General features: G+C 65.7%; 14 protein-coding genes and 1 pseudogene. 7 read left to right on the forward strand and 8 right to left on the reverse strand.

Annotation, left to right across the window (positions count from 1 at the left end; translation table 11 throughout):
• Nucleotides 1-332: 332 nt before the first annotated feature.
• A pseudogene (locus FHS48_RS20545) lies at nt 333-791 on the reverse strand (hypothetical protein); the annotation flags it as partial.
• Between the two features lie 453 nt (nt 792-1,244).
• Here FHS48_RS20545 and FHS48_RS18260 point away from each other — a divergent pair.
• Complete coding sequence (locus FHS48_RS18260; protein ID WP_184265813.1) at nt 1,245-2,150, forward strand: alpha/beta fold hydrolase; 906 nt, start codon at nt 1,245-1,247, stop codon at nt 2,148-2,150.
• Between the two features lie 177 nt (nt 2,151-2,327).
• Here the strand turns inward: FHS48_RS18260 and eda are convergent, their stop codons facing one another.
• Both eda and edd read right to left on the reverse strand, forming a co-directional pair.
• Nucleotides 2,328-2,957: a bifunctional 4-hydroxy-2-oxoglutarate aldolase/2-dehydro-3-deoxy-phosphogluconate aldolase gene (gene eda / locus FHS48_RS18265; protein ID WP_184265817.1), complete on the reverse strand. Its 630-nt coding sequence runs from the start codon at nt 2,955-2,957 to the stop codon at nt 2,328-2,330.
• Nucleotides 2,958-2,970: 13 nt separating this feature from the next.
• Nucleotides 2,971-4,830, reverse strand: coding sequence for a phosphogluconate dehydratase (gene edd, locus FHS48_RS18270; protein WP_184265820.1), 1,860 nt, complete (start codon nt 4,828-4,830; stop codon nt 2,971-2,973).
• Between the two features lie 167 nt (nt 4,831-4,997).
• Here edd and pgl point away from each other — a divergent pair, with 167 nt between their 5' ends.
• From pgl to FHS48_RS18295, 5 genes are all read left to right on the forward strand, one after another.
• Nucleotides 4,998-5,678: a 6-phosphogluconolactonase gene (gene pgl / locus FHS48_RS18275; RefSeq protein WP_184265823.1), complete on the forward strand. Its 681-nt coding sequence runs from the start codon at nt 4,998-5,000 to the stop codon at nt 5,676-5,678.
• A 90-nt stretch (nt 5,679-5,768) separates the two neighbouring features.
• On the forward strand, nt 5,769-6,752 hold the full coding sequence (locus tag FHS48_RS18280; RefSeq protein ID WP_184265826.1) for a glucokinase: 984 nt from the start codon (nt 5,769-5,771) through the stop codon (nt 6,750-6,752).
• Between the two features lie 8 nt (nt 6,753-6,760).
• A complete protein-coding gene (locus FHS48_RS18285) occupies nt 6,761-7,612 on the forward strand; it encodes a MurR/RpiR family transcriptional regulator (RefSeq protein ID WP_184265829.1) in 852 nt (283 codons plus the stop codon).
• 290 nt (nt 7,613-7,902) lie between these two features.
• Complete coding sequence (locus FHS48_RS18290) at nt 7,903-8,937, forward strand: hypothetical protein (protein ID WP_184265833.1); 1,035 nt, start codon at nt 7,903-7,905, stop codon at nt 8,935-8,937.
• A gap of 67 nt (nt 8,938-9,004) precedes the next feature.
• Nucleotides 9,005-10,057 carry a S1C family serine protease gene (locus FHS48_RS18295; protein ID WP_184265836.1) on the forward strand — a complete coding sequence of 351 codons (1,053 nt, stop codon included), beginning with the start codon at nt 9,005-9,007 and terminating at the stop codon, nt 10,055-10,057.
• Nucleotides 10,058-10,177: 120 nt separating this feature from the next.
• Here the strand turns inward: FHS48_RS18295 and FHS48_RS18300 are convergent, their stop codons facing one another.
• The 3 genes from FHS48_RS18300 to FHS48_RS18310 form a co-directional block, all read right to left on the reverse strand.
• A complete protein-coding gene (locus FHS48_RS18300; RefSeq protein WP_184265839.1) occupies nt 10,178-10,678 on the reverse strand; it encodes a hypothetical protein in 501 nt (166 codons plus the stop codon).
• Between the two features lie 81 nt (nt 10,679-10,759).
• Entirely contained in the window at nt 10,760-11,464 is a 705-nt protein-coding gene (locus FHS48_RS18305) for a hypothetical protein (RefSeq protein WP_184265842.1), read from the reverse strand.
• A gap of 61 nt (nt 11,465-11,525) precedes the next feature.
• On the reverse strand, nt 11,526-13,097 hold the full coding sequence (locus FHS48_RS18310) for a formylglycine-generating enzyme family protein (protein WP_184265845.1): 1,572 nt from the start codon (nt 13,095-13,097) through the stop codon (nt 11,526-11,528).
• A 243-nt stretch (nt 13,098-13,340) separates the two neighbouring features.
• On the opposite strand from FHS48_RS18310, the gene FHS48_RS18315 reads away from it, so the two are divergent.
• Nucleotides 13,341-13,715 carry a heme-copper oxidase family protein gene (locus FHS48_RS18315; protein WP_184265848.1) on the forward strand — a complete coding sequence of 125 codons (375 nt, stop codon included), beginning with the start codon at nt 13,341-13,343 and terminating at the stop codon, nt 13,713-13,715.
• Between the two features lie 8 nt (nt 13,716-13,723).
• On the opposite strand, the gene FHS48_RS18320 is transcribed toward FHS48_RS18315, so the two are convergent.
• Both FHS48_RS18320 and FHS48_RS18325 read right to left on the reverse strand, forming a co-directional pair.
• Complete coding sequence (locus FHS48_RS18320; protein WP_184265850.1) at nt 13,724-14,923, reverse strand: FtsX-like permease family protein; 1,200 nt, start codon at nt 14,921-14,923, stop codon at nt 13,724-13,726.
• A complete protein-coding gene (locus FHS48_RS18325; RefSeq protein ID WP_184265853.1) occupies nt 14,920-15,642 on the reverse strand; it encodes an ABC transporter ATP-binding protein in 723 nt (240 codons plus the stop codon). Before FHS48_RS18325 ends, FHS48_RS18320 begins: the two co-directional genes overlap by 4 nt.
• Between the last annotated feature and the right edge of the window lie 29 nt (nt 15,643-15,671).

Genomic DNA, 15,671 nt, shown 5'->3' on the forward strand with positions numbered 1-15,671 from the left:
GCCCGCCCAGACATCTCGGTGCGACGCAAGCGCAAACGATCTGGATGGTCCAACGAATTCGCCAGATCAATACTCGGCCAAATGCGATGACCGTGCACCCGCCCGTCCATTCCCTTGACGCCGGTCAGCATCTGGCGGATAGTAACGCTGTGGGGGGAACTAGCGAAGAGCTGGCCAGATTGTCCTTTGGACGTTTTGTGCGAGTGGGCGGCTCCCCCCACATCTTCCTGCGCAAATTCGTAAATATCGAAAGCACCGGGATCAATCCGGATGCCGTCTTTGGACTGCTCCGCCACGATACGGATGGTCCGCACCGCTCTTCCGTCCCACACTGGCACATAAAAGCGGTGGTATTTGTCGATATCAGACTTTTTTGCAGTTTTGCGGTTCGGCGCACTCTCGACCAGAACGGCGTGTTCCAGGACATCAACAATGCTGTTGATCGTCGCTCCGACGTTCCTGCGGGGCCGCCTTTCGTCCGTCCGCATAACCGAAAAGGCAATGTGATCCACTTTCTTGGGTAAAATCCGGGCAATCCGGCCCTGATCGGCGGTATCAAGCCGTTCCCCGATCAGCGGTCGCAGCATCAGCTTCAGTGATTTTTTGTCACCTGCTGCATCAAACATCCCGGTAATATCCACCACCGTCACCCGGCGGTCGGGATCAACCCCGGCATTCATCGCCTGTGCCAGCACGGTCGCCCCATCCCCCGCCTGTTGCATCTGCCCCAGCAGGGTTTCCACCTCCGCCTTGGTGACGGTTTTGGGGTCCAGCCCGGCGCGGTCCAGCATCTGCGCCAGTTCCTGCACCGGGGCATCAAGGCGGTCTGACCGGGCGGCGTCTTCCGCCGTGGTCAGCGGCGATCCGGCCCACTCGCGGCCAATGGCCTCCAGCAACTCCTGCGGGTCGGCATAGCCGTTCCCGGCATCAGGGAAGCCGTTATCGCGCAGCACATCATGTTCGGAAATCACCAGCGTGTCGGCGTCGGTCAGCCCGCCGTTGCGGAACAGCCCGGGCGATGACTGCCGGGTGATCCCCCGCGCCTCCAGTTCCGCCGCCAGCGGGGAGCCGGGGGCCACGCCGCCCTGCCCGCGCAGGATCTCCAGCACCGGGGTGCGGGCCGCCTGCACCGTGTTGCCGGTGCGCAGCCGTTCCAGCAGCAGCCTGTCCGCACCGTTGGCAGCACCTGAAAGTGTTGGTATTTTTACACCATCGACCAACCGCCACAGGGTCAGATTTTGCCTATGCCTGCTGACACCGTTACTGACCACTGGCTGACTGCCGCCGACGGGATCCGCCTGCGCCTGTGTGAATACGGGGAGGGCGACCGCTCGTTGCTGCTGCTGCCGGGGCGGACCGAACCGGCTGAAAAATATGCTGAGGTGGTGGAGCGCCTGACCCGCCATGGCTGGGTGGTGTTCGTGGCAGACTGGCGCGGACAGGGCCGGTCCGGCGGGCGTCCGGCCCACAATCCCCGGATCGGGCATGCCGGGGATTTTGATATCCACGCCGCCGATCTTGCCCTTTATTTACGGGCGGTGCAGGCCAGCAATCCGCTCAGCCCCATCACCCTTCTTGCCCACAGCATGGGCGGCGGCATCACCCTGCGGTATCTTCAGACCACACCGACCCCTCCGGCTGCCCTGAAGAAGGTGATTACCCTCGGCGCGATGATCACCCTGCCGGATCAGGGGGTCCCCCGCCCATTGGTCCGGCTGGCGGCAGAGGTTACCTGCCTGCTGGGCCGGTCTGGGCACTACGCCCTCGGGCAAGGGGACTGGGGAGCAAAAGACCGGGATTTTCCCGACAATGGCCGCACCTCCGACCCTGCCCGCTTCGCCCGCGAAGTCATCCTGTTGACCGATCATCCGGAGCTTCAGGTCGGCGGGCCAAGCTGGGGCTGGGTCCGCGCCGCTCTGCGCCTGTCCGCCCGACTGATGCGGGGGTTTGCGTCACCGGTGCCCCTGCATCTTCTTCAGGGGGATCTGGATCCCTATGTGCCCTTGTCCATCCTCCGGCGGTTTCAGCGGCGGGTACCCAACAGCACCCTGACCCTGCTGCCCGGTGCCCTGCATGAGCCGCTGATGGAGCGGGACGAGGTACAGGCCGCCGCCTGGGCGGTGCTGGATCCCCTGCTGCGGCAGCCCTGACTCTCCCCACAAAAGAAACCTGGCCACAAAAGAAACCCGGCCACAAAAGAAAAGCGTGCCGGGACGGAACCCGACACGCTTGGGGTCATGACGACAGTGACACTGGAGTTTGTCCGCTCTGCGCACCGCTGCGCGATCACTCCGTCAGACCTGCAACTCTATTCCGTTTCGGCGGGCTCAGCCGCCAAGGGCACTGGCTTCCGTCGCCAGCGCGATAATCTTCTCCCAATCCCCGGCGGCAACCGCCGCATCCGGGGTCAGCCAGCTTCCCCCGACCGCCGCCACATTGGGCAGGGCCAGATAGCCGGGGGCAGACGTCACATCAATGCCTCCGGTCGGGCAGAAGGTCAGGTGCGGCAGCGGGCCGCCAATCGCCTTCAGCAGGGCTTTGCCGCCAACCGCTTCCGCCGGAAACAGCTTCAGCACGTCATAGCCCTGATCCTGCGCTTCCATCGCCTCGGTCGGGGTGGCGATGCCGGGGATCAGCGGAATGCCACAGTCCCGGCCTGCCACGGCCAGACGCGACGGCAACCCCGGGCTGATGGCGAAAGCCGCACCGGCATCAATCGCCTGTTTCAGCTGGTCCGGGGTGCAGACCGTTCCGGCCCCGACCACCGCCTGCGGCACCGCATCGCGGATCGCCCGGATCGCCTCCAGCGCCGCCGCCGTCCGCAGGGTCACTTCCAGCGCCCGGATTCCGCCCGCGACCAGCGCATGGGCCAGATCAACGGCGCGCGCGGCATCACGGATCACGATCACCGGCATCACCGGCGACAGACGCAGCACAGACAGGGCGTTCAGGGTCATCACCATTTTCTCCTTATCCGGCCGCCGCATCCGCATCGGCCCACAGCGGATGGGCGAAGGTCATCGCCCCGGTCTCCGCGCTGGTTGCCAACTGGCGCATGCCGCCAAACAGTTCCCGCCCGACACCGAAGGCAGAGCGTTGCAGATCCGGCACAGCCGCAGACCGAGCCTGCCATTCGTCTGCCGGGATCAGGATCTCCAGCGTTCCCGCCTCGGCATCCAGCCGCAGCAGATCGCCGGTGCGGACCTTGGCCAGCGGGCCGCCGACCGACGCTTCCGGCGACAGATGAATCGCCGCAGGCACCTTGCCGGAGGCCCCGGACATCCGCCCGTCCGTCACCAGCGCCACCCGGAAGCCCCGGTCCTGCAACACCGCCAGTGGCGGCGTCAGCTTGTGCAGCTCCGGCATGCCGTTGATGCGCGGCCCCTGAAACCGGATGACGGCGATGAAGTCCTGTTCCAGCTCGCCGCGCTTGAAAGCGGCCAGCAGGTCGTTCTGGTCATCAAAAACAATCGCCGGAGCCTCAACGGTCCGGTGTTCCGGCTTCACCGCCGACACCTTGATGACGGCCCGGCCAAGCGGACCGGTCAGCAGGCGCAGCCCGCCATCCGCGGAAAACGGCTCCGACAGCGGACGCAGGACCGAGGCGTCACCGCTGACCGCCGGAGACTCCCGCCAGTCCACGCCACTGTTGCTCAGACAGGCTTCCTTCGCATGGGCGCGCAGGCCGGTGCCGAGAATGGTGTTCACATCCTCGTGCAGCAGGCCACCGTCAATCAGCTCCCGCATCACGAAGCCGATACCGCCTGCGGCCTGTACGTGGTTCACGTCAGCCTTGCCATTGGGATAGGCCCGCATCAGCAGCGGCACCACCGCCGACAGATCGTGGAAATCATCCCACGTCAGGGCGATCCCGGCGGCACGGGCAATGGCGACAAGGTGCAGGGTGTGGTTGGTTGATCCGCCGGTGGCCATCAGGCCAACCACCGCGTTGACAATCGCCCGTTCGTCAATCACCCGGGCAATCGGGGTGTAGCGCGGGGCTCCGGCGGCAATCTCCACCGCCACGGCGGCGGCATGCTCGGTCAGGGCCTGCCGCAGCGGCGTACCGGGATTGACAAAAGCCGAGCCGGGCAGGTGCAGGCCCAGCAGTTCCATCAACATCTGGTTGGAATTGGCGGTGCCATAAAAGGTGCAGGTGCCCGGGCCATGATAGGAGGCCATTTCCGAGGCCAGCAGGGCATCCCGCCCGACCTTGCCTTCAGCGTAAAGCTGGCGGACCTTGGCCTTTTCGTCATTGGCGATGCCGCTGGTCATCGGACCGGCCGGAACAAACACCGCCGGAAGGTGCCCGAAGCTCAGCGCCCCGATCAGCAGGCCGGGGACAATCTTGTCACAGACCCCCAGATAGAGGGCAGCGTCAAACATCTGGTGCGACAGGGCAATGGCGGTGCCCATGGCGATCACATCGCGGGAGAACAGGGACAGTTCCATCCCCTCGTACCCCTGCGTCACGCCGTCGCACATGGCCGGAACCCCGCCCGCCACCTGTGCGGTTGCCCCCAGCCGTTCCGCCGCCGCCTTCAGCAGGGCCGGATAGGTCTCCAGCGGCTGATGCGCCGACAGCATGTCGTTATAGGCGGTGACGATCCCCAGATTGGGGCCGGTCGGGCCGGTCAGCCGCCCCTTGACCGTATCGGTCATGGCGGCACAGGCATGGGCCAGATTGGTGCAGGACAGGCTGCCGCGCTGTGCCCGGTCCGCCCGCGCGTCTTCAGCCGCCCGCACACCGTCCAGATACCGGCGGCGGGTGCTCCCGCTGCGGGCAATCAGGCGGTCCGTCACGGACGCAAGAACAGGGTGAAGGGACATCGCAGGCTCCGGTCGGCCACGAAAGGCAGCGGGACTGTAGTTTTGCTACACGGATTTGGCAACATTTTTTGCACCGCATCGCAAAATCGTCATCAAGATTCCGGTTGAAAGGCCGGATCCGCCCGGCGCAGGATGTAACAATACTACATAGCAGCCCGGACTCCCCGATGCCCCAGACCCATCGCTTTCCCTCCGCCGATGCCACAACCCTTGCCCTGTGCGAGCGGGTCAGCGCGACTCTGACCGCCATTCTGGCCGGTCAGGACCGGGCGGTGCTGGCCGTTTCCGGCGGACGGTCCCCGATTCCCCTGTTCCGGGCTCTGGCGCAGCAGGATCTGCCATGGCATCGGATCACGGTCACGCTGGTCGATGAGCGCTGTGTGCCATCGGACCATCGGGACAGCAATGCCCGGCTGGTGCGGACCCATCTGCTGACCGGCTACGCCACCTCTGCCGCCTTCCGGCCCCTGTGGCTTCAGGCCGCAACGGCGGAGGCCCTGATTGCCTCCGCCATCGGGCAGTGGCAGACCCCGGACCTGACCCTGCTCGGCATGGGGGAAGACGGCCATACCGCATCCCTGTTCCCCGGCGCCGCCACCCTGCCCGCCGGGCTGGACGCAGACACTGCCGCGCCGCTGCTGCTGGTCGATCCGCCCGCCGCCCCCCATCGCCGGATCAGCATGACCGCCGCCGAAATCGCCCGCAGCGGGCAGGTTTTTCTGTCCATCGCCGGGGCCGCCAAACAGGCCGTTCTGGAACAGGCCCTGGCCTCCCCCTCCCCGCACTGGCCGGTCGGGGCGGTGCTGGCCGGCTGCCCGGCGGCGGAAATCTTCAGCAGCCTGACGTGACGGCCATACCGGTTCCGCTTGACCTTCCGGCCTGAAGGCGACAACAAAGAAAACGATAAAAATCAGAACAGCCTGAGGGACTGGAAACCGATGGACGCCACCTCTTACCCGCGCCTTCTGGGCGATATCGGCGGCACCAATGCCCGTTTTGCGTTGGAGACTGCCCCCGGCATCATCGGTTCCCTGCGGATTCTGCCCACCCGTGACCATGCCGGGTTCGCCGAGGCCCTGCACACCTATCTGACGGAGACCGGCACCACCGGGCTGCGCCATGCCGCCATCGGCATCGCCACCGCCGTCACCGGCGACCACGTCAGCATGACCAACCACCCATGGTCGTTTTCCATCGCGGAAATCCGCAGCCGGTTCGGCCTTGACACCTTCCTCGTCCTCAACGACTTCACCGTGCTTGCCCTGTCGCTGCCCCGCCTGCCGGAAGCGGAACTGGAACAGATCGGCGGCACCGTCCCACGGGCCGGGGCCAAAGCCCTGATCGGCCCGGGAACCGGGCTGGGGGTTTCCGGCCTGCTGCCGTCCGCCGCCGGTTGGATTCCGCTGGCCGGGGAAGGCGGCCATGTTGTCTTCTCCCCCTGCACGGAGGAAGAAGAGGCCCTCGCCCGCTTTGCCCGCAGCGATCTGGGACTGTCGCACCTGTCCGCCGAACGCCTGATCACCGGATCGGGGCTGGAACTGATCGACCGTTTTCTTGCCAGCCTTGGACAGCAGCCGGACACCGCCCCCCGCCAAGCCCCGGAGATTTCACGGGCCGGTCTGGCCGGAACCTGTCCGCGCGCCACCGCCGCCCTGACCCTGTTCTGCACCATGTTCGGCACTGCCGCCGCCAATCTGGCCCTGACCCTAGGGGCGGTCGGCGGCGTCTATATCGGCGGCGGCATCATCCCGCGCTTCGGGTCCTTTTTTGCCGCATCTCCCTTCCGGCAGCGGTTTGAGGCACAGGGCCGCCTGAGCGCCTATCTGGCCCCGATTCCGGTGTATGTGATTCACAGCCCCACTCCGGCGCTGCTGGGGGCGTCCAATGCCCTCGACCAGCACCTTGCCCTGCCTCAAACCTGAGCCGCCGGATGCTTGACCGCCTTCGACAGGAACGTCCGCTGTTGTCCCCGGCTGAACAACGGGTGGCTGACTATGTGCTGGACAACCCGCAGACGGTGATGCGCGCCGCCGTCGCCGACATTGCCCGGCAGGCCGGGGTCAGCCAGCCGACGGTGATCCGTTTCTGCCGCCGGATGGGCTGTCAGGGCCTGCCGGACTTCAAGCTGTCTCTGGCCGGAACGCTGGCCAGTGAGACCGGACAGGGCACGCCTTATGTGCATTCCGCGGTTGATCCCGGCGATGATACCGCTACCATCATGTGCAAGCTGTTTGACAGCGCCGCCACCGCCATGCGCGCCACCCGCGACGCTCTCTCGGTCCCCGCCATGGAAGCGGCGATTGCCATGCTGACGGAGGCCCGCAGGATCGAATTCTATGGGCTTGGCAACTCCGGCATCATCGCCGCCGATGCCCAGCACAAGTTCTTCCGCCTCGGCATCCCCTCGGTGGCCTATACCGACAGCCACACGCAGGTGATGGCCGCCGCTATCCTGCAACCGGGGGATTGTGTGGTGGCGCTGTCGCAGTCCGGGCGGTCGCCGGAACTGCTGGATGCCGCTGAGGTGGCCAGATCCAGCGGGGCAACGGTGATCGCCCTGACCACTCCGGGGTCGCCGCTGGCCCGGCTGGCCGATGTCAGCATCGGCATCGAAACCCCCGAGGATACTGCCAGCTTCAGCCCGATGCTGTCCCGCCTGCTGACACTGGCGGTGATTGACGTTCTGACCGTTGGGGTCGCCCTGCGGCTGGGGCCGGATGCGGTGTGCCGGATGGAACAGGCCAAGCGGTCCCTTCAGGAAAAACGCCTGAAGCTGCGCTGAGTCGCCGCCCAAAACCGGGAAAACCGCTCTGGACGTGCGCAGAGACCCCCGGAAATCGTGACCCTCCGGACACAACAGAGATATCTTAGACCCATTCCTAACAGACTGGTTAAGCTTAATAATTTCTGAGTGCGGCCCCGGCCATAGCCTGAGCCGCCCTCTTCATGCGTGTTTTCTATTTTTCACCCCTTCCCGCAACCACCTAGAGGTGTATTAATTTAGCCCAAGCCCCTTGAAACTGTATACCCGCCCCGACAGGTATACACCCCCGGACAGATCGGAGCCCCAGCATGACCGAGCCCGCCCTGCCGACCCTTCTGCCCGTATCCCTGCTGCCGGGGGCAATCCCGGCGGCGGTCATCCTGCTGGGGGCTGCCTTTGCCAACGCCGCCGACACCCATGTCCTGCGGGACCGCTGCCGGACCCTGCTGCCGGGCGGCTCTTCTCTGGCACCGGCAGCGACCGGAGTGGTGATTGCCGCCCAGACCCTGAGCGGCTGCCTGCTGCTGACCTCCCCTTCCCTGCTGCTCTGCACCCTCTGCCTGACCGGGTTTGTGCTGTCCCGGGCGTCTGCCCTGCGGATCCACCAGCCGACGCGCCTGTCGCGCCTGCATCTGGGGATTACCGGGCATCTGCCCGGCCCTGCGGTCCTGTTTCTGGATACGCTGCTGCTGCTGTCGCTGTCCGGAACGCTGCTGTCGACCCGCGCTCTGCCACTGTCCGCCCCAGCCCTGAGCGATCTGGCCGGGGCGGCACTGGTGACCGGTGCCGCCCTGCTGCTGGCCCGGCGCAGTCTGCTGACCGGCCCCCTGATCCGCCCGCGCCCTCTGGAAACCGGAAGCCACTGGCCAAGCCGCCGCGCCGGAACCCTGCCCGGCCCGGGGCCGGTGCTGGTGCTGCTGATGAGCCCGGACTGTCAGCCCTGCCAGTCATGGTTGCGGCTGCTGCGGGCCCGGGCGGCGATGGGGTACTTCTACCCCCTGCATGTGATCCGCCCGATCGGCACAACCCCGGTGCCAACGGACGCAGGCCCGGATGTTGAGACCCCGGCGCAAGACGATGAAACCCACACCACCCTGCCGCAGCCGGTCCTGCTGGCCCTTGCCGAAACCCTGCCCTGTGCCCTGCTGGTGCATCAGGGGGTAATCGTCGCCCGCTGGACCGATACCCTGCCGCCAGACTGGATGAGCCCCCATCCTCCCCCCGTACAGAGCACCGAGGCCCGGACCGAACAGCCTGCCCCCCTGCGGGCGCGGAAACTGCGGCGCGTGCCGGGTCGCAAAGCGGCAGAAAATCATAGGTATTTCTCGCCCGGCCCCGTATGATCCGCAGGTCTGCCCCGCAGAATGCGGCTGCGGCACCCTGTCTGGACCTGACGTGACTGACACCTCCATGCATCCTGTTTCTGCCATGCATCCTGTTTCTGCCGCGTCCACACGCCCCGCCGGTTCGATCCGCCGCCCGCTCTGTGCCGGGCTTCTGGCGCTGACCTGCCTGCTCATAGCGGGCCCCGCAGCCGTTGCCCAAAGCACAGCCCAGACTGGCCCGGCCCCTGTTTCCCCAGCCCCCGTTTCACCAGAGCGGGCGGCACTGGAAGCCCGCCTGTCCGCCCTGACGACCGCCCTGAAAGGGGACGTCTGCGCCACCCCGGATGCCGCCCGCGCCCTGCTGGCGGCAGGAACGCCGGACGTTGCAGCCCCGGCCGCAAAATCCCAGGCAGACAAGGCTGCGGGTCCGTCGCAGACCGAAATCAAGACCAATTCCACTCCGGGCAAGCCACTGGAAAAAGCGGCTCTGGTTTCCCTGCTGAAGCAGGCCGTGGTGCTGATTGTTGCCGGAGAGAATTCCGGCTCCGGCTTCATTGTCGACAGCAATCACATCGTCACCAACAACCATGTGATCGCTGAAGCGGACGGAAAACCGGTGATCGTCGCCGGGGTCGGGATCGGCAGCCCGCGTGAGGCCAAAATCATCGCCCATGTGGCGGAAGAAGGCCCGGCCGGACGTGATTTTGCCGTTCTTCAGGTCTCCGGGCCGCCGCTGACCACCAAACTGGCGCTGACGCCGACGGTGGCCGACCTGCAACCGATTGTGGCAGCCGGGTTCCCCGGTCTTCTGATCACCAACGACGTGCAGTTCCACCGCCTGATGCAGGGGGACCTGTCGGCAACCCCGGAGATTATTCTGTCGCAGGGGGCGGTGATGGCGATCCAGAACCGCAGCGCCGGAATGCCGACCATTGCCCACAACGCCCCGATTTCCGGCGGCAACAGCGGCGGACCGCTGGTTGATGCCTGTGGCCGGGTGGTCGGCATCAATACCTATATCCGGGTTGCTTCCGATCAGGGCACCAATGCCGGGTATGCTCTGGGGACCGAAGGCCTCCTGAAGTTCCTGAACAAGGTCGGCGTCTCCCCCGCCGTACAGGGCGGCCCCTGCGAATAAAGCCGGTTCCATCGGGGCGGTAAGACAGATCAAAAAGCAGAACGCCGTGCCTGAAGCGTCTTTCAGGCACGGCGTTTTCTGTCCATCTCCCCTGCGGGAGAGGTCATTCCTCAGGCGCGGTCAACGCCCGATCAGGGTATCCAGCTCCTTGCTCAGGGCATCCTTCTGCTTCCGCAGGGAATCCAGACGGGCGGACTTTTCAGCGTCGTTGCTGACAGGATCTGCCTTCACCTGAGCAATCCGGGCTTCCAGCTGGGTAATCTGGCGCTGGAGTTCCGTCGTGTTGCCCTTGGCCTTGGCCGCCTTCTTCTTCAGGTCCGCGATATCCTTATCAAGGGCCGCCGCTTTCTGCTGGGCTTCGGTCTTTTCCGCCGCCACGGCACTCTGCTGCTGCTGGCTGCGCTCCAGCTCCCGCTGCTTCTGGGTATTGACGTCCTGCTCGTTCTCCAGCGTCTCCTTCTTCTGCTGGGCCCGCTTATCATAGGTCCCGTCAGACAGGTTGCTGAGGCCGGAGAAGAAGCCCCCTTTTGCAGGGTCCTCATTGGTCTGGCAGGCTGACAGGGTCAGCACGGAGCCAAGGCAGACCACGGGCAGAAGAAGGCCGCGGCTGATACGGTTCATCATCATCATCCTTGTCATCGGCTTCTGCGGAACACCGGCAGAGAGCACTGGACTGTTCTCGTCAACCGGCCACAGCCGGGATTATCCGATGCGGGCCACCTGACGGCGCTGCACCAGACCGTTGATGTCGCCTTCCAGCTGGGAAATCTGTTTTTCCAGCTTGCTGATTTCGCCATCCATGGCCTGTTCCCGCTGGGCCGACCCATTGGTCTGCTCCCGGGCCTGCACGTATTCGGTATGCTTTTCCTTCAGCTTGGCCAAAGTCTTCTGCATGTACTGGGTGTTTTCGTCGATCCGCGCCAGCTCCTGCCGGGCCTTGTCCTTGGTGATCTGGCCGGAGGCAATCTTCTGGTTCAGCGAGTCCAGGGTCTTGCTGTCTTCGGCGATCACCTGACGGCTGGTGGCGATCATATCGGCCAGACGCTGATTATCCTTGCGGACATCATCGGTCATCGAGTCCAGACGGGCTTCTTCGTTGGCGTATTTTTCCTGCTTATCCGCCACGTAGTAGCCGGTGGCCCCGCCCATGGCCGCCCCGGCGGCGCAGCCGATCGCCGCACCCTGCCCCTTTTTGCCACCTCCGGAGGCCAGCAGACCAACCAGCAGGCCGACCGCACACCCTGCGACCGCCCCTTCAACAACGGTCTGGTTGAAGGTATCCGCCTGCTGACGCAGGCGCTTTTCCGCCGGGGTCAGCGTGGCCTGATCGACATTGGATGTCGCACAGGCGGCCAGAAAAACACAGGCTGCGACAACGGTCGCAATTCCCTTCCCGAAGCGCACCATGGTTTACTCCTGCTCCCGCATCCTGAACCGACCTTTCTTCTGGGGCCGGTGATCCTGACTGTTACATCTTCACGTAGTCATCCAGCCATTTCTGGCGGCTGACCTTATGGTCATCCCGGTACCCGAGGACATGGCCGGTGTGGCGGTCCAGATACGGTACCAGATGGGCCAGACCGAGATTTTTCATCTCCGTCGCCAGCAGCTCCTTCTGCCGCTTCAGGGTGTCATCCCCATAGTCTTCGGCGATCCGGATCACCGTATCGGCATAATACCGCAGGTTATCGTCCAGCGCCTTCTGGTTCTCCTGTACCTTGGCCTGATAGTCCTTGGTCCGGTCACTGTTGGGATCCGCCGCCTTCTGGCTTTCATACAGGGACCGCAGACGGTCAACCCACTTGCCGTCATCAGCCAGCTTCTGCCCCAGAAAAGCCCCCATCCGCAGGGCAGTCCGGGCGGCACGGTCCCGCTGCTCGTCCCGCAGGGCCAGATCGGCCCGCAGAGAGGCCTGCACCTGCTCCAGCCGCTTTTTCATTTCCGGATCAGGGGCCGCCTTGGCGAGAACCGCCAGATCCTCGATCGGGGTCTCGGCCTGCTTGCCAAGCTGCACACCGGGGCGGTCATCGGTGGCCGAGGTCGCGCCCAGTTTCTCCCACGCCTGCTGCACCGCCTTCAACTGCGCGGCCGAGGTCAGGGACGGCACCGCCGCCACCACCCGGAATCCGGTGGTCTTGGATTTGCGGACGCCGGCATCATCAAAATACGGGACTTCCTGCCGCAGGGCGGTGCGGATGTCCTGCTCCCCGGTCAGATAATTGCCGCCGCGCACCACATAGCCCCCGGCCTGCCCGTGCGAACGGCCCAGTTTATTCAGACGGAACGGTTCCAGAACCATTTCATCAACATTGCCCAGCATGTCATGGATCCCGAGCGGACCCGGAGTCAGTAGGCCGGTTAATTGTGGCTTTCCGTTGGCGGACTGCGTTCCGGCAAACCAGACATACTTGGCCATCCCGTCGGGCATGGCGAAAATGCGTTCCCCAAAATCAGCCGGGGAGACCGAAGCCCCGCCCCGGGCCGCATATTCCCATTCCGCCTCGGTCGGCAGACGGATATAGGCGGTTTCGTCCCCTTCCTTCGGCACGGCCTTCCCGGCGTTTTTGCGCAGCCAGACGGAATAGCGCTCGGTAAACCGGACTGCATCGAACCAGCCGATATCCGTCTGCGGCAGGCGCTTGGGCATCGCCACCTTCGGGCAGGCTTCCGGCGTGTCAGCCATCACCGCCTCGTACTGGGCCTGTGTGACCTCGTATTTCCCGATCAGGTAGGTCCGCTGGCTTTTACCGTCACTGAAACTTCCGGCGATATATTCCGGATGAACCCCTTCGAGTGATCCCCGGGCCGGATCCCCGCCGCCCAGCATCACCCGGGTATCGCCCAGAGGACCATCAGCAGGCACCGCCACGGTCCGGAACACCATGGCCCCGCCGCAGGGCATCGGCAGGGTCACATCACCGGCGGCCGGTTTCGGATTGCTGATTTTGGCATCCCAGTCCGCGGCCATGGCCGGGGCGGCGATCACCGTCGCCCCCAGCACAACCAGCCCGGATGCCAGACCTTTCAATCCTGCCTGCATATCTGCGTCCTCTCTCCGGCTGTCGCGCTCCATTCTGTGCCCGCATCATGCCCGGTTTCATCCACGGAAACAAACGCTTCACGCGGGGGGCTGTCCCGCCGGACACCTCCGCCCCGGCCCCCCTGAGGATTCTTTTAGGGTTTCCGGCAGGAACATTAAGCAGGCGCCCGTCCACCGGTGCGATCAGGATACCGCCTGCTTCTTCCCCCCCCTTTCCCCCCATCACGTCAATCTGGAACAATCATGAGCATTCGCTTTCTGCGCAGCGCCGCCGTTTACGCCGTTCTTGGCCTCGGCCTCGGCATTTACATGGCCGCCTCCCAACAGTTTTCCCTGCGGCCGGTTCATGCCCATGCCTTGCTGGGCGGATGGCTGTCGATGGCAGTGATGGGGCTGATCTACAAAGCTTTTCCCGCGATGAATGACCGCTTTCTCGCCCCGGCCCACTTCTGGCTGCACAGCCTCGGCCTGCCGGTGATGCTGGCCGGGGTCGCCGCCATCCACAGCGGACGGGCGGACAGCGGGGAGCCCCTCGCCGGGATCGGATCAATCCTGTTTGGCCTTGGCGTCATCGCCTTTGCCGTCAATCTGTGGCGGAATGCCGCCGCACGGCCCTAAGGATCCTTTCAGATTTCCCGCAGGCTTTCCGCCGGATCAATCCGGGCCACTTTCCGGGCGGCTCCGGCGGCAGCCAGCACCGCCAGCAGCAGGGTCAGCAGCACCCCAAGGCCGTAGTGCAGCGGATCAAGGCGGCAGACGAATTCTTCCCGCGCCAGCGTTCCGGCCAGAGTGGCATTGAAAAAGGCCGCAGACGGCCAGTACAGCAGCGACGACAGAACCACACCCCCCACCGCCACCAGCACCCCCTGTGTCACCGGCACCAGTGCCAGCGCCAGCCCGTCAAAGCCCAGCAGCCGCAGCAGGGCCAGATCCCGGCGCTTCCGTTCCACCGCCGCCCACAGGCTGGCCCCCAGCGACAGCAGGAAGCCCAGCACCGCCAGCCCCAGCAACAGCGACAGTACCCGGGTCAGGCTGCGGTCCAGAAGCTGCACACTCTCAATCTCCGCCGCCCGGGTGCGGACCTCCAGCCCCTTCTGGCGCAGGGTTTCCGCCAGCGGTGCCACCGCATCGAGATCCGCCGCGAACAGGCGCAGACTGGCAAACAGCCGGTTGGCGGACGGGGCATCCCGGCCATCGCGCCAGTCCTCCGCCGCCACCAGAAAGGCCAGCGGTGCAAACACCGCCGGGCGGGAAAACAGGCTGTCCGGCACAATTCCGGCCACCGTCAGCGGCCAGCGCCGCACTTCGGTCCGGTTACTGACGGTGCGGCTGATCTGCCCGACCACGGAATCCCCGGCGACTACGCCCAGCGTTGTCGCCGCACTCTGGCTGAGATAGACAGCCCCTTCCGCCAGCGGCTGACGGCGCAGCCCTTCCGGCACCAGCGGATCCCCCGGCGCGGTCGGCACCAGTTCCAGCCCCGGTTCCGCCTTGCCCGAAGGAGCCCGCACATCCAGCGTTGCCGCCAGCGAGCGGGTGCGCGGCACCGCAAACCCGGTGCGGGGATCCGCGGTCAGCGCCGCAAACCATGCCGCATCCAGACTATAGCTTCCGACCACCACCACCTCGCGGTTGCGGGGATCGGACAGCAGGCGGGTTTGCAGGGTGGTGACAATGCCCGACTTCAGGCCGAACAGGACCATCAGCGGGGTCATCACCGCCGCCAGCGCCACACACAGGCACAGCGAGACCTTCCAGTCATGCCGGAAATCCCGGCCTGCCAGCCGCACCGCCTGTAGAAAACCGGGCCGTCCCCCTGCCGTCATGCCTGCGCCTCCGGGCCAAACCGTACCGGTTCCCCGGCGGTCCCGATGACCCCGGACAACACCGGGATCCCCAATCCGGCAATCCGGCCCTGATCATGGCTGACCAGCACCAGCGCCGATCCGCTGTCAACACTCAGCCCCAGCAGCAGGGCCAGCGCCCGGTCGGCGGTGGCCGGATCCAGCGCCGCCGTCGGCTCATCGGCCAGCACCAGCGGCGGCCGGTGGGCCAGCGCCCGCGCCATCGCCACCCGCTGCCGCTGCCCGATCGACAGCAGGCGCGGTGCTTTTTTCAGATGATCCTGCAAGCCCAGCTGGGTCACTAGATGGTCAAACCAGCCCCGGTCCATCGTCTGCCCAAGAAGACGCGGTGACAGACCGATGTTTTCTGCCACCGACAGATAAGGCAGCAGCCCGCCGGTTTGCAGGATATAGCCAACCGCCCCGGCCCGCAGCCCCGCAAGGGCAGACTGCCCCCCGGCCCCGCCAGCCCACAGGGCCGACACATCCTGCCCCATCACCCGGAACGCCCCCGCCGCGGCCGGGCGCAGCACCAGCCCCAGCAGATCCAGCAGCGTGCTTTTGCCGCAGCCACTCGGCCCGGTCACCGCCAGAGCCTGCCCGGCCCGCAGCCGCAGGCCCGGCACCGTCAGCCGGAAATCCCCGCGCTGCCCGTGCAGGTCCCGCAATTCCAGCACAATCGTCCTGTCTGCCGGTTCCATCCGTCCCTCCGGACCCAGCCCTGCCAGCA

Origin of the sequence: Novispirillum itersonii (genome assembly GCF_014205675.1) — a bacterium.
Lineage (GTDB): Bacteria > Pseudomonadota > Alphaproteobacteria > Rhodospirillales > Rhodospirillaceae > Novispirillum > Novispirillum itersonii_A.